This is a genomic window from Burkholderia seminalis DSM 23518, from assembly GCF_902832885.1.
In the GTDB taxonomy this organism is placed as follows: domain Bacteria; phylum Pseudomonadota; class Gammaproteobacteria; order Burkholderiales; family Burkholderiaceae; genus Burkholderia; species Burkholderia seminalis.
The window spans coordinates 44,729-58,414 of the sequence record NZ_CADFDK010000016.1 but is presented as its reverse complement, the minus strand read 5'-3'; the positions used below and the strand labels follow the sequence as shown (position 1 = coordinate 58,414).

The window sequence follows — 13,686 nt, the reverse complement described above, 5'->3', positions numbered from 1 at the left end:
GCGCCGCGCCCGGCCCGATGAGCGCGCCCGGCGGCCCGCTCGCGCGGCTCGAAGCGCACCTGACACGCGAATGGCAGCGGCGCGGCGCGCTCGCCTGGGCGCTCACGCCGTTCGCCTGCGTGTTCGGCCTGTGCGCGGCGCTGCGACGCACCGCTTACACGCAGGGCTGGAAAAAGCCGGTCGACGTCGGCGTGCCCGTGGTCGTGGTCGGCAACGTGACCGTCGGCGGCACCGGCAAGACACCGACCGTGATCGCACTCGTCGACGCGTTGCGCGCGGCCGGCTTCACGCCCGGCGTCGTGTCGCGCGGCTACGGCGCGAACGTGACGGCGCCGACCGCCGTCACGCCGGCGTCGCGCGCGAGCGCGGCCGGCGACGAACCGCTGCTGATCGCCCGCCGCACCGGTGCGCCCGTATGGGTGTGCCCCGACCGCGTCGCGGCCGCGCGGGCGCTGCGCGCCGCGCACCCGGACGTCGACGTGATCGTCAGCGACGACGGCCTGCAGCACTACCGCCTCGCGCGCACGGTCGAGCTCGTCGTGTTCGACCACCGGCTCGGCGGCAACGGCTTCCTGCTGCCGGCCGGGCCGCTGCGCGAGCCGTTGTCGCGGCACCGCGACGCGACGCTCGTCAACGACCCGTACAGCGGCACGCTGCCGCCGTGGCCCGATACCTACGCGCTCGCGCTGACGCCGGGCGCCGCCTGGCACCTCGACCAGCCGGCGCTGCGCCGTCCGCTGTCGCAGTTCGCCAACGAGCGCGTGCTCGCCGCGGCCGGCATCGGCGCGCCGGAACGCTTTTTCGCGACGCTGCGCGCGGCCGGTCTCGCGCCGGCGACGCGCGCGCTGCCCGACCACTACGCGTTCGCCGACAATCCGTTCATCGACGACGCGGTCGATGCAATCCTGATCACCGAGAAGGATGCAGTAAAATTGGGCGCTTCCTGGCGCGATGCCCGACTGTGGGTCGTCCCCGTCGAAGCCGCGCTCGACCCTCGCCTCATTGCCCTCGTTGTGGAGAAACTCCGTGGACGCTCGCCTGCTTGAAATCATTGTGTGCCCTATCTGCAAAGGCCCGCTCCACTACGACCGCGCCGCGCAGGAGCTGATCTGCAATGCGGACAAGCTCGCCTACCCGATCCGCGACGGCATCCCTGTGATGCTCGTCGACGAAGCGCGCCAGACCGTCGAAGGCACGCCGGTTGATCCGGCCGGCCGCTAAGCCGCCCGCGGCGCCCCGGCCGGGGCGCCGAACCCTGCCGGCCGCCCGGTTCCGGACGCGCCGCCTGCCCCGTTCTTCTCACCGCTCACCCCGATGACTCACCCGCAACCCTTCATCGCCGTCATTCCCGCCCGGCTCGCGTCGACGCGCCTGCCGAACAAGCCGCTCGCCGATCTCGGCGGCAAGCCGATGGTCGTGCGTGTCGCCGAGCGCGCGCGCGAGGCGGGCGCACGGCAGGTGCTCGTCGCCTCCGACGCGCAGAGCGTGCTCGACGCGGCGCGCGACCACGGCTTCGAAGCGGTGCTCACGCGTGCCGACCATCCGTCCGGCACCGACCGGCTCGCGGAAGTCGCGGCGGCCTTCGGGTGGAGCGACGACACAGTCGTCGTCAACGTGCAGGGCGACGAGCCGCTGATCGACCCCGTGCTGGTGCGCGACGTAGCGTCGCACCTGGCCGCGCATCCGGCCTGCGCGATCGCGACCGCCGCCCACCCGATCCACGACGCGGCCGACGTGTTCAACCCGAACGTCGTGAAGGTCGCGCTCGACGCGCAAAGCGTCGCGCTGTACTTCTCGCGCGCGCCGATTCCGTGGAGCCGCGACGCGTACCAGCCGCACTGGCCGGACGTCGCGGCCATGCCTGCGCCGGCTTTCCCGGTCTATCGGCACATCGGCCTCTATGCCTATCGCGCACGTTTCCTGCGCACTTATCCGTCGCTCGCGCAGGCGCCGATCGAACAGGCCGAGCAGCTCGAACAGCTGCGCGCGCTGTGGCACGGCGAGCGCATCGCGGTGCGGATCACCGAGTCCGCGCCCGAAGCCGGGATCGATACGCCGGCCGATCTCGCGCGCGTGCAGGCCCTTTTTCGGCCGGGTTCAAAATAACCCGTGGCATAATCAGGCGATTGTGCGAGCCGTCCGCGACCAGCGCGTTCTCGCTTGACCCCGCCCGCGGCCTTGCCGGCAGCCGCGCGTCGCCCAAGTCGACGCGCCGCATCAGACCGGCCCGCCGCGCGCCAGGCAAGCCCCGCGCCCGCCGTCGCCGACACCTTTGAGGCTCGCCACACGAATCTACATACTTGGAGATATCACCATGCGTTTGATCCTGTTGGGCGCGCCCGGCGCGGGAAAGGGCACCCAGGCAAACTTCATCAAGGAAAAGTTCGGCATCCCGCAAATCTCGACGGGCGACATGCTGCGCGCGGCCGTGAAGGCCGGCACGCCGCTCGGCGTCGAAGCGAAGGGCTACATGGACGCCGGCAAGCTCGTGCCGGACGCGCTGATCATCGGCCTCGTCAAGGAGCGCCTGAAGGAATCCGACTGCGCGAACGGCTATCTGTTCGACGGTTTCCCGCGCACGATCGCGCAGGCTGACGCGATGAAGGAAGCCGGCGTCGCGATCGACTACGTGCTCGAGATCGACGTCCCGTTCTCGGAAATCATCGAGCGCATGAGCGGCCGCCGCACGCACCCGGCATCGGGCCGCACGTACCACGTCAAGTTCAACCCGCCGAAGGTCGAGGGCCACGACGACGTGACGGGCGAACCGCTGATCCAGCGCGACGACGACAAGGAAGAAACCGTCAAGAAGCGTCTCGAAGTGTACGAAGCTCAGACCAAGCCGCTGATCACGTATTACGGCGACTGGGCACGGCGCGGCGAGGAAAACGGCCTGAAGGCACCGCAGTATCGCAAGATCTCGGGTCTTGGCGCCGTCGAGGAAATCCGCGAGCGCGCGTTTGACGCGCTGAAGTAAGCCACGCGTCGCGCATCCGCAGAAGCCGCCCTTTCCGGGCGGCTTTTTTTCGCCTGGCCGGGATTCGAAGGACCATGCTTGTATCGCCTCCGCGCGACGACGCCCCGTACAATCGGCATCGGACGGAATAACCGCTTTGCACGGGACCTCCCTAGGCGCTGAAGCGCCAAGGGCGGTCGACACGGAGACAGTCATGGAAATTCGCGGCAACGTGTTTCTGATCACGGGCGGTGCATCGGGCCTCGGCGCCGGCACCGCGCGAATGCTCGCGCAGGCCGGCGGCACGGTCGTGCTCGCCGACCTGAACGAAGCGGCCGGCACCGCGCTCGCGACCGAACTGGGCGGCATATTCGTACGCTGCGACGTGTCGAGCGAGGCCGACGCACAGGCCGCCGTCGACGCGGCGACACGCGCGGGCACGCTGCGCGGCCTCGTGAACTGCGCGGGCATCGCGCCGGCCGCGAAAACCGTCGGCAAGGACGGCGCTCATCCGCTCGACGTGTTCGCGAAGACGATCAACGTGAACCTCGTCGGCACGTTCAACATGATCCGGCTCGCGGCCGCCGCGATGGCCGCGACCGCGCCGACCGCGGAAGGCGAGCGCGGCGTGATCGTCAGCACCGCGTCGGTCGCCGCCTTCGACGGACAAATCGGCCAGGCCGCGTACGCGGCATCCAAGGCCGGTGTCGCCGGCATGACGCTGCCGATCGCGCGCGACCTGTCGCGCAGCGGCATTCGCGTGATGACGATCGCGCCCGGCCTGTTCGAGACGCCGATGCTGCTCGGCATGCCGCAGGACGTGCAGGACGCGCTCGGCGCGATGGTGCCGTTCCCGCCGCGGCTCGGCAAACCGGCCGAATACGCGATGCTGGTCCGCCAGATCGTCGAGAATCCGATGCTCAACGGCGAAGTGATCCGCCTCGACGGCGCGATCCGGATGCAGCCGAAGTAAGCGCACAAGAAAAACGCCCGCGATGCGGGCGTTCTTGCTCGTTCCTGCAACGGTGCGACGGCGGCTCAGTCCTCGCCGTCGCGTTGCATCCGCTGCCGCAATTCGGTGACCTGCGATTCGACGACGGTCGCGTCGTCCGCCTCCGGCCGCTCGCCCAGATACTGCTCGAGATCCTCGAGCGCGGGGCGCAGGTAGTCGAGCCGCGCATACGCGAAGCCGCGGTCGCGCACCTCGTCGAGCTGCTCGGGCAACAGGATCACGAGCCGCTGCTGTACCGCGAGCAGCCGCTGCCAGCGTTCCGTCTGCAGATAGATCGTCTTCAGGTTGCGCAGCATCCGCGCGATGATCTCGCGGCTCGTCGCCGGTTGCAGCAGCGCGCGCAACGCGCTGTCGACCGCGCCGGCCGCGCGCGCGACGTACGGCTCGAGCATCTCGACCATCTCGGCCTCGGACAGCGAATGGCCGTTGGTCGGATCGATGATCAGATCGCCGTCCGGCAGCGTGACGCGCAGCAGGAAATGGCCGGGGAACGACACGCCGCGCGCCGGCACGCCGATCTGCTCGGCGAGCTCCAGGTACAGCACCGACAGCGAGATCGGAATCCCGCGCCGCCGCTTCAGCACGGCGTTCAGGTGGCTGTTATCGGGGTCGTAGTAATCGTTGTGATTGCAGGCGAAGCCGAGTTCGCGGAAGAAGAAATCGTTCAGCGCGGCGACGCGGCCCTTCAGGTCCGCATCGTCGGCGAGCCGCCGGCGCAATCGCGCCGCCAGCATGTCGAGTTCGGCCAGCGTGCCCTGCAGGTCGAGGTCGGGATACGCGTCCTGCGCCAGCGACAGCGCGGTTTCCGTGACGGGCAGACTGTCGTCGTCCGCCACGAGCGTGCTGAAGTAGTCGAGGACGCGGGTCATTGCGGTCGTCACTTTGCGCGCCTTCTGAAGTAAGCGTATTTGAAGCCCATCACCCACAACATACCGAAATATAGTGCAGCGAACAGCACGAGGCACGCCGCCATCAGCGCAATGCGCTCGAGCGGCTGCGTGCGCATCCCGGTCCAGTCGAAGCTGATCGCGCACCAGTGCATCAGGCCCGCGAGCACGAGCGCCGCGCCGACGAGCTGCATGAAGAAGCGCAGCCAGCCCGGCGAAGGCTGGTAGATGCCGCGCTTGCGCAGCCCGAAGAACAGCAGCAGCGAGTTCAGGCACGCGCCGACGCCGATGCTCAGCGTGAGGCCCGCGTGGCCGATCAGCGGCACGAACACGTAGTTCGAGAGCTGCGTGACGATCAGCACGCCGATCGCGATCTTCACGGGCGTCTTGATGTCCTGCTTCGCATAGAAGCCCGGCGCGAGGATCTTGATCAGGATGATGCCGACAAGGCCGATCCCGTAGGTCGCGAGCGCGCGCGAGACCATCGTGACGGTATGCGCGTCGAACTTGCCGTAGTTGAATAGCGTCGCGGTGAGCGGCGTCGCGAAGAAGAACAGCGCGAGTGCGCTCGGCGCCGCGAGCAGGAACGTGACGCGCAGCCCCCAGTCGAGCAGCGCGGAATATTCGTGCGAATCGGCGTCGACGTGCGCCTTCGACAGGCTCGGCAGCAGGATCGTGCCGAGCGCGACACCCAGCAGCGCCGTCGGGAATTCCATCAGGCGGTCGGCGTAGTTGATCCACGACACGGCGCCCTGCCCGAGCCGCGACGCGATATTGGTGTTGATGATCAGCGACAGTTGCGCGACCGACACCGCGAACGTCGCGGGCACCATTTTCGCGAGCACGCGCTTCACGCCCGGGTGACGCAGCGCGCGCAGCGGGTTCAGGCCGATCAGCGGCACCATGTCGATCTTCTTCAGCCCCGGCAGCTGCACGAGGAACTGCAGCACGCCGCCGACGATGACGGCCCACGCGAGCGCGTAGACCGGCACCTTCAGGTGCGGCGCGACGAACACGGCCGCGGCAATGAACGCGACGTTGAGCAGCACCGGCGCGAACGCGGGCAGCGAGAAGCTCTTGTACGTGTTGAGCACGCCGGACGCGAGCGTCGTCAGCGAGATGAACACGATGTACGGGAACATGATCTGCGTCATCGTGACCGCGAGCGGAAACGCCTGGCCGTCGGTGTGCAGGCCGGACGCGACCGCGAACACGACCCACGACGCGCCGGCGATCCCGACGACCGACAGCACGGCAAGCGCCCACGCGAGCACGGTGGACATCGCGTCGACGAGCGCCTTCGTCGCATCGTGCCCCTGCTGGTTCTTGAACTCGGCGAGGATCGGCACGAACGCCTGCGAGAACGCGCCTTCGGCGGACAGGCGGCGCAGCAGGTTCGGAATGCGGAAGGCGACGTAGAACGCGTCGGTGTATTGACTGGCGCCGAACGCACGGGCGATCAGCGTCTCGCGGGCCAGTCCGGTCACGCGCGACAGCAGCGTGAAGCCGCTGACCGTCAGCAGGGCTCGGAATAGATTCATGGGGCGCTTATTATACGGACGTTGCGCGACCCGGCCAGCGGCCGACGCCGAAAAGCGCAGCGGCAGCCGGCGCCTCGTCCCGCGGGTATCACTTCGAACTTGCCACTCGCTTGATTTTGTTGCTATAATCGCCGGTTTCTGGGCTCGTACATGCGCGGCAACTGCCGTTTTCATGTCCCTGCCTCGGTTAAAATCACCGTTTTTTTATGCGCCCCTGGGCAATCGTTCTCAGGGGACGGATCGAAAAGCAGCGCTTGGCCGTCAGGCTCCAAGCTCTGGAAACAGGACAGGATAAGGAACCGTCATGGCTAACTCCGCACAAGCACGCAAGCGCGCCCGCCAGGCCGCGAAGGCAAACTCGCACAACTCGGCGCTGCGCTCGAAATTCCGTACCGCGATCAAGTCGGTTCGCAAGGCTGTTGAAGCCGGCGACCAAGCAAAGGCTGCCGAGCTGTTCAAGGCTGCCGTGAAGACGATCGACACGATCGCCGACAAGAAGATCGTTCACAAGAACAAGGCCGCTCGCAGCAAGAGCCGCCTCGCCGCAGCCGTCAAGGGTCTGCAGGCAGCAGCGTAAATCCGGTGCGCCCGCTCGCGCGGGCGTTCCTGTTTCCTGCGATCGCAAAAAAGCCCGCCTAGGCGGGCTTTTTTGTTGCCTGTCGCCCGCGCATCACGCGGGGCGGCGGGTCTTGCCGCGGCGGGCGCAGCCTGCGCCCTCGCCTGCCGGCATCACTTCTTCGTGTTGTAGTCCGGCAGCTCGCACGCCTCGGTGACGACGAGGTTGTTGTCCTTCGCGAAATTCAGCACGAAATCGAAAGCCATCGGTTCGATGTCGCGCAACCGCGAATCGAGAATCACGCACTTCAGGTCGCCGAGCATCGTCGGGCGCACGTACAGCGAATACTTGAGACGCGCATTCGGCCCACTCGCCCCCGGCCCGAAGCAGGCCATCACACCGGCCAGACGTTCCGACCAGTCGCTCGGGCGAAACTTTTTCCCGTCTTTCGTGATGCCCTGGATGAAGAATTCGGTCGGAGGGGTTTCAGCCATGTGGTTACCCAAGTGACGGCCCGGCGATGTCCAGGCAACAGCGCCTGGATACGCGAACACAAAGCTGGAACGGACGGCGGCACAAGCGTTCCGATATCCCGAAAACGGGACGCCGGTGCGCGCCGCCGGCGGACTGCACCGGATTTGTGCAGCGCACGGCTTGTGTCCGGCAGAGCGCGAAAAGCCTTGCCTGCCGGGCTGAAGAAAACTTTTGGATTATACCGCAGCGCGCCATCGCGCGTCGTCCCGACCGCCCCCTTCCCGTGCTGTCCGCCGCCCGCCTCGATCGTGCCCCGCTTCGCTCCGCGGCTCGTCAAAGCACAGAAAATCCTTTATGCTGCTTTGAGTTATCCACACCCGACGGCGGCGCCGTCCGGCCTCGCTGCCGGGTGAAACCCGCCGTATTTCGCTTCATGACCGCCAAAACCATTCGTCACTACCTGCAGTTCAAGGATTTCTCGCTGGAAGATTACGAGTACGTGCTCGAGCGCACGGGTATCCTGAAGCGCAAGTTCAAGAACTACGAGACCTACCACCCGCTGCACGACCGCACGCTCGCGATGATCTTCGAGAAGAGCTCGACGCGCACGCGCCTGTCGTTCGAGGCCGGGATCTTCCAGCTCGGCGGCCACGCCGTCTTCATGAGCACGCGCGACACGCAGCTCGGCCGCGGCGAACCGGTCGAGGATTCCGCGCAGGTCATCTCGCGGATGGTCGACATCATCATGATCCGCACGTTCGAGCAGGAGGTCATCAAGCGCTTCGCGGACAACTCCCGCGTGCCGGTGATCAACGGCCTGACGAACGAGTACCACCCGTGCCAGGTGCTCGCCGACATCTTCACGTACTACGAGCACCGTGGTCCGATCGCCGGCAAGACCGTCGCATGGGTCGGCGACGCGAACAACATGCTCTACACGTGGATCGAGGCCGCGCAGATCCTCGGCTTCAAGCTGCGCCTGTCCACGCCGCCCGGCTATGCGCTCGACATGAAGCTCGTGTCGCCCGACAGCGCGCCGTTTTACGAGGTGTTCGACGATCCGAACGAAGCGTGCAAGGGCGCCGACCTCGTCACCACCGACGTGTGGACGAGCATGGGCTTCGAGGCCGAGAACGAGGCCCGCAAGCAGGCGTTCGCCGACTGGTGCGTCGACGAGGAAATGATGGGCCATGCGAACCCGGACGCCCTCTTCATGCACTGCCTGCCCGCGCACCGCGGCGAGGAAGTGACGGCCGGCGTGATCGACGGCCCGCAGAGCGTCGTGTGGGACGAGGCGGAAAACCGGCTGCACGTGCAGAAGGCGCTGATGGAGTTCCTGCTGCTCGGCCGCCTCAAGCACTGATACCGATCCGCCGGAACGCACCCGCATGAAAAAGCGCCGATCGTCGATCGGCGCTTTTTGTTTGGGCGTGCGGGAAACGGCGCGAAGCCCGCGTTACAGGCAGACCGGCTCGGCCTCCAGCTCGACACCGAATTGCGCACGCACGTCGGCCTGGATCGCCTGCGCCAGCGCGAGCACGTCCGCGCCCGTCGCACCGCCGCGATTGACGAGCACGAGCGCCTGGCGGTCGTGCACGGCCGCCGCACCGAGCGCGCGGCCCTTCCAGCCGCAGCGGTCGATCAGCCAGCCGGCCGCGAGCTTCACGTGCCCGTCCGGCTGCGGATACGACACGACCTCGGGTGCGCGGGCGCACAGCGCCTCGAACTGCGCGGCGCCGATCACCGGATTCTTGAAGAAACTGCCCGCATTGCCGAGCACGAGCGGATCGGGCAGCTTCGCGCGGCGGATCGCGACGACCGCGTCGAACACGTCGCGCGGCGTCGCCGCATCGGGCGCGATGCCGCGTGCGTCGAGCTCGCGCGTGACGTCCGCGTAGCCGAGCCGCGGCGCCCATTGCTTCGGCAGCCGGAACGTCACGGACACGATCGCGAACCGGCCGCGCCCGTCCCGCTTGAAGAAGCTGTCGCGGTAGCCGAACGCGCAGCGCGCGGCGTCGAAGCGCTCGCGGCGCCCCGTCGCCAGTTCGACCGCGACCAGCGAGTCGAAATACGCCTTCATTTCGAGGCCGTACGCGCCGATGTTCTGGATCGGCGCGGCGCCGACGGTGCCGGGAATCAGCGCGAGGTTCTCGAGACCCGGCATCCCGTGCTCGAGCGTCCACGCGACGAACCCGTGCCAGCTCTCGCCGCCGCCGGCCTCGACGTACCACGCGTCGTCGTCCTCGCGCACGACACGGCGGCCGGCGATCTCGTCGAGCAGCACGATGCCGTCGAAATCGCGCGTGAACACGACGTTGCTGCCGCCGCCGAGCACGAGCCGCGGCAGGTGCGCGACGCGCGCGTCGCGGTGCAGCGCCTCGAACTGCGCCGCATGCGTGATGCGTGCGGCGAAGCGCGCGTTCGCGGCGATGCCGAACGTGTTGTGGGCAGCGAGCGGATGGTCGGGGAGCAGCGACAGGGCGGAATCGTCAGGAGGCATCGGCATTCGCGGTCACGTCGCCCCGGGCCGGCAGACGGCCGGCCTTGGGCAAACGGAGGGGCATCGGTAAAATGGCAAACAGTCCGCAATTATAGCGAGTGCCCGCGCGCCAGCCGGGTGCCCGCACCTCAAGGGAGAATGCCATGCCATCGTTCGACGTCGTTTCCGAAGCGAACATGATCGAAGTGAAGAACGCCATCGAGCAGTCGAACAAGGAAATTTCGACGCGCTTCGACTTCAAGGGCTCCGACGCGCGCGTCGAGCAGAAGGAACGCGAGCTCACGCTGTTCGCCGATGACGATTTCAAGCTCGGCCAGGTCAAGGACGTGCTGATCGGCAAGCTGGCCAAGCGCAACGTCGACGTGCGCTTCCTCGACTACGGCAAGGTCGAGAAGATCGGCGGCGACAAGGTCAAGCAGATCGTCACCGTGAAGAAAGGTGTGACCGGCGATCTCGCGAAGAAGATCGTGCGCCTCGTGAAGGACAGCAAGATCAAGGTGCAGGCAAGCATCCAGGGCGACGCGGTGCGCGTGGCCGGCACGAAGCGCGACGACCTGCAGAGCGTGATCGCGATGCTGCGCAAGGACGTGACCGACACGCCGCTCGACTTCAACAACTTCCGCGACTGATCGCCGGCCGATCCGTCACGTCATCCTGCCGGGCCCCGCGCACGCGGCGCGCCCGGCCCGCGGCAGCCGCCGCGCTTTCTCAGGCTTGCCCGCCGTCCTGCGCGCCGCCGTCCGCGGCCGCCTTCTTCTTGTCGCCGATCCGGCTCTCCTGCCCCGCGAGCAGCTTCGCAATGTTGCCGCGGTGACGCCACACAAGCAGCACGCTCATCGCGAGCACGGCCCATGCGACCGGGTTGTGACCCGTGCCGAACAGGAACACGTCGAACACCGGCGCGAACACGGCCGCCACCAGCGCCGCGAGCGACGAATAGCGGAAGAAGAACGCGACGATCAGCCAGGTCAGCGCGGTCGCGAGCCCGAGCACCGGGTGCACGGCGAGCAGCACGCCCGCCGCGGTCGCGACGCCCTTGCCGCCCTGGAAGCGGAAGAACACCGGATACAGATGGCCGAGGAACACGGCGATCGCGACCCATGCGATCGCGACATCGGGCAAGCCCAGGCGCCGCGCGAGCCAGACGGCAATCCAGCCCTTGAACGCGTCGCCGACGAGCGTCAGGATCGCGGCCTTCTTGTTGCCGCTGCGCAGCACGTTGGTCGCGCCGGGATTCTTCGACCCGTACGAGCGCGGGTCGGCCAGGCCCATCGCGGCGCTGACGACGACGGCGAACGACACCGAACCGATCAGGTAGGCAACGAGGGCGGCGAGCAGGATCTGCATGCGGAGGACTCTTCTTTCAACGTATCGGTAAAGGGACGGCCGTGCGCGGCAAGCCGGCGAGCCGAAACGGCGCCCATTCTACCGAACGGGCGCGGGGTGCCACGAAGGTGAAACCCTCAGTCGACGCTCGCGCACTGCACGGGCCGTGCGCCGAGCAGCGACACGAGCACCGCCGGCGCAAGGCTGACGAGGTAGCCGCGGCGGCCGCCGTTCAGGTAGATCGTCGGCAACTCGAGGATCGACGCCTCGACATAGACGGGCATCGTCTTGCGCGTGCCGAACGGCGACGTACCGCCGACGAGATAACCCGAATGGCGGTTCGCGACCTCCGGCTTGCACGGCTCGACGCGCTTCGCGCCGATCTGCCGCGCGAGGTTCTTCGTCGACACGGTGCGGTCGCCGTGCATCAGCACGATCAGCGGCTTCGCGTGCTCGTCTTCCATCACGAGCGTCTTCACGACGCAGTGCTCGTCCGCGCCGAGCTGGCGCGCCGATTCGCCGGTGCCGCCATGCTCGACGTAGTCGTACGGATGCTCGCCGAACGCAACGCCATGACGGCGCAACAGCTGGGTCGCCGGGGTTTCGGACACGTGTCTGGATTTGCTCATGGCGGCATTTTAATGGCGAACGACCAGCAGGCGGGCGGCGATGTGCGCGGCCGACGGTATACTCGCCGCCCGTTTTCCGCCGGGCGGCCGCCTGCGCCGCCGCCATTGCGCCCGTCATCATTGCGGACATCGCGAAGGGCTATTGCCCGATTGGCCGATTGTGGCGCGCGCGCCGTCATGGCACGATCGTTCGCAAACATCGTCAAGCCGCCGCCCGGCCCCTTTTCTGGAGACGCCATGCCCTCGCCCATCCGTTCATCCGAGTCGCTCGACGTCGACGCCCTGCTCGCCGCGCTGCCGCGCCGCATCGCCGACGTGCCCGCGCGCTGGGCCGCGCAGGCGCCCGCGCACCCGGCGCTGATCGAGGATGCGCGCCGACTGTCGTACGGCGAGCTGGCGCAGGCCGTCGATGCGGCGGCCGCGCGACTCGCGAGCCTCGGCGTGCAAGGCGGCGACCGCGTGATGATCGTCGCGGAAAACTGCATCGCGCAGATCGTGCTGCTGTTCGCGGTCGCCCGCCTCGACGCATGGGCGCTCGTGTCGAACGCGCGGCTGTCGGCCGGCGAACTCGACGCGATCGCCGCGCATGCGCGCCCGAAGCTGGTCGCGTTCACGACCGACGCATCGCCCGACGCGCGCGCGCATGCCGCGCGGCTCGGCGCGACGCCCGCCGGCGCGCTGCCGGTCGACATCGGCGCGTGGTCGTATCGCGTCGACGCAGGCGCGCCCGCCGAACCGGTCGCCGCCGACAGCGCCGCGCAATGCGCGGCGCTGATCTATACGACCGGCACGACGGGTACGCCGAAGGGCGTGATGCTGTCGCACCGCAACCTGCTGTTCATCGCGGCTACGTCGAGCGCGCTGCGCCGCGTGTCGCCCGACGACGTCGTCTACACGGTGCTGCCCGTATCGCACGTGTACGGGCTCGCGTCGGTCTGCCTCGGCAGCCTTTACGCCGGCGCGACGCTGCGGCTCGCGCCGCGCTTCTCGCCGGAAGCCGTGCGCGTCGCGCTCGCCGACGAAGGCGTCACGATCTTCCAGGGCGTGCCCGCGATGCACGCGAAGCTTCTCGAACACCTGCACACGCACGGCCACGCGTGGCACGCGCCGCGCCTGCGCTTCGCGTATTCGGGCGGCTCGCCGCTCGACGCGAACCTGAAGGCGCGCGTCGAGCGCCAGTACGGCGTGCCGCTCCACAACGGCTACGGGATGACCGAAAGCAGCCCGACGATCACGCAGACGCCGCTCGACGCGCCGCGCGTCGACGGTTCGGTCGGCGTGCCGATTCCGGGCGTCGAGCTGCGGATCGTCGCGCCGGACGGCACCGACGTGCCGCCGGGCGAAGTCGGCGAGATTCGCGTGCGCGGGCCGAACGTGATGCTCGGCTACTACCGCAACGCGGACGCGACGCGGGCGGCCGTGTCGCCGGACGGCTGGCTGAGCACCGGCGATCTCGCGCGGCAGGGGGCCGACGGCGCGGTGACGATCGCGGGCCGCAGCAAGGAGCTGATCATCCGGTCGGGTTTCAACGTGTATCCGGTCGAGGTCGAGCAGGTGCTGAACGCCCATCCGGACGTCGTGCAGGCGGCCGTGATCGGCCGCGCGGTCGAAGGCAACGAGGAAGTGCTGGCGTTCGTCGAGCTGGTGCCGGGCGCGAGTGCGGACGAAGCGGTGCTGCACGCGTGGTGCGCGGAGCGGCTCACGCCTTACAAGCGCCCGGCCCGCATCCGCGTGCTTGACGCGCTGCCGGCCGCGTCGACCGGCAAGGTGCTGAAACACAAGCTGCGCGACCTGGCCTGACGCCG

General features: G+C 68.2%; 15 protein-coding genes. 9 read left to right on the top strand and 6 right to left on the bottom strand.

Features of this window, described 5'->3' with window-relative positions:
- Positions 1-17: 17 nt before the first annotated feature.
- From lpxK to HWX00_RS31655, 5 genes are all read left to right on the top strand, one after another.
- Positions 18-1,046, top strand: a complete 1,029-nt coding sequence (gene lpxK / locus HWX00_RS31675) for a tetraacyldisaccharide 4'-kinase (RefSeq protein WP_124609890.1) — start codon at positions 18-20, stop codon at positions 1,044-1,046.
- Positions 1,027-1,221: a Trm112 family protein gene (locus tag HWX00_RS31670; RefSeq protein ID WP_006482216.1), complete on the top strand. Its 195-nt coding sequence runs from the start codon at positions 1,027-1,029 to the stop codon at positions 1,219-1,221. Before lpxK ends, HWX00_RS31670 begins: the two co-directional genes overlap by 20 nt.
- A 93-nt stretch (positions 1,222-1,314) precedes the next feature.
- Positions 1,315-2,106, top strand: a complete 792-nt coding sequence (gene kdsB, locus HWX00_RS31665; RefSeq protein ID WP_034191140.1) for a 3-deoxy-manno-octulosonate cytidylyltransferase — start codon at positions 1,315-1,317, stop codon at positions 2,104-2,106.
- Positions 2,107-2,314: 208 nt separating this feature from the next.
- Positions 2,315-2,977, top strand: coding sequence for an adenylate kinase (gene adk / locus HWX00_RS31660; RefSeq protein ID WP_034191141.1), 663 nt, complete (start codon positions 2,315-2,317; stop codon positions 2,975-2,977).
- Between the two features lie 193 nt (positions 2,978-3,170).
- The gene (locus HWX00_RS31655; protein ID WP_059560268.1) at positions 3,171-3,929 is read left to right on the top strand and encodes an SDR family NAD(P)-dependent oxidoreductase; all 759 of its coding nucleotides are present in this window, start codon (positions 3,171-3,173) and stop codon (positions 3,927-3,929) included.
- A gap of 65 nt (positions 3,930-3,994) precedes the next feature.
- Here the strand turns inward: HWX00_RS31655 and HWX00_RS31650 are convergent, their stop codons facing one another.
- Together HWX00_RS31650 and murJ are read right to left on the bottom strand one after the other, a co-directional pair.
- Entirely contained in the window at positions 3,995-4,837 is an 843-nt protein-coding gene (locus HWX00_RS31650) for a SirB1 family protein (RefSeq protein WP_034190561.1), read from the bottom strand.
- Positions 4,838-4,845: 8 nt separating this feature from the next.
- Positions 4,846-6,396, bottom strand: coding sequence for a murein biosynthesis integral membrane protein MurJ (murJ, locus tag HWX00_RS31645; protein ID WP_034190559.1), 1,551 nt, complete (start codon positions 6,394-6,396; stop codon positions 4,846-4,848).
- Positions 6,397-6,700: 304 nt separating this feature from the next.
- Here murJ and rpsT point away from each other — a divergent pair, with 304 nt between their 5' ends.
- Entirely contained in the window at positions 6,701-6,973 is a 273-nt protein-coding gene (rpsT, locus tag HWX00_RS31640) for a 30S ribosomal protein S20 (RefSeq protein WP_006482211.1), read from the top strand.
- 152 nt (positions 6,974-7,125) lie between these two features.
- Here rpsT and HWX00_RS31635 read toward each other — a convergent pair whose 3' ends face one another.
- Positions 7,126-7,446, bottom strand: coding sequence for a DUF3579 domain-containing protein (locus tag HWX00_RS31635; protein ID WP_011546046.1), 321 nt, complete (start codon positions 7,444-7,446; stop codon positions 7,126-7,128).
- A gap of 413 nt (positions 7,447-7,859) precedes the next feature.
- On the opposite strand from HWX00_RS31635, the gene argF reads away from it, so the two are divergent.
- The gene (gene argF, locus HWX00_RS31630; RefSeq protein WP_034190558.1) at positions 7,860-8,789 is read left to right on the top strand and encodes an ornithine carbamoyltransferase; all 930 of its coding nucleotides are present in this window, start codon (positions 7,860-7,862) and stop codon (positions 8,787-8,789) included.
- 93 nt (positions 8,790-8,882) lie between these two features.
- Here argF and murB read toward each other — a convergent pair whose 3' ends face one another.
- Complete coding sequence (murB, locus tag HWX00_RS31625) at positions 8,883-9,932, bottom strand: UDP-N-acetylmuramate dehydrogenase (protein ID WP_175028944.1); 1,050 nt, start codon at positions 9,930-9,932, stop codon at positions 8,883-8,885.
- A 137-nt stretch (positions 9,933-10,069) separates the two neighbouring features.
- Between murB and HWX00_RS31620 the strand changes: the two genes are divergently transcribed.
- Entirely contained in the window at positions 10,070-10,555 is a 486-nt protein-coding gene (locus HWX00_RS31620; protein WP_011885818.1) for a YajQ family cyclic di-GMP-binding protein, read from the top strand.
- Between the two features lie 79 nt (positions 10,556-10,634).
- Here the strand turns inward: HWX00_RS31620 and plsY are convergent, their stop codons facing one another.
- On the bottom strand, positions 10,635-11,273 hold the full coding sequence (plsY, locus tag HWX00_RS31615; protein WP_034190556.1) for a glycerol-3-phosphate 1-O-acyltransferase PlsY: 639 nt from the start codon (positions 11,271-11,273) through the stop codon (positions 10,635-10,637).
- A 116-nt stretch (positions 11,274-11,389) separates the two neighbouring features.
- Positions 11,390-11,881 (bottom strand): Cys-tRNA(Pro) deacylase, encoded by a 492-nt coding sequence (gene ybaK / locus HWX00_RS31610; protein WP_034190555.1) that lies wholly within the window; start codon positions 11,879-11,881, stop codon positions 11,390-11,392.
- Between the two features lie 237 nt (positions 11,882-12,118).
- Here ybaK and HWX00_RS31605 point away from each other — a divergent pair, with 237 nt between their 5' ends.
- On the top strand, positions 12,119-13,681 hold the full coding sequence (locus tag HWX00_RS31605; RefSeq protein WP_175028945.1) for a class I adenylate-forming enzyme family protein: 1,563 nt from the start codon (positions 12,119-12,121) through the stop codon (positions 13,679-13,681).
- Positions 13,682-13,686: the final 5 nt, after the last annotated feature.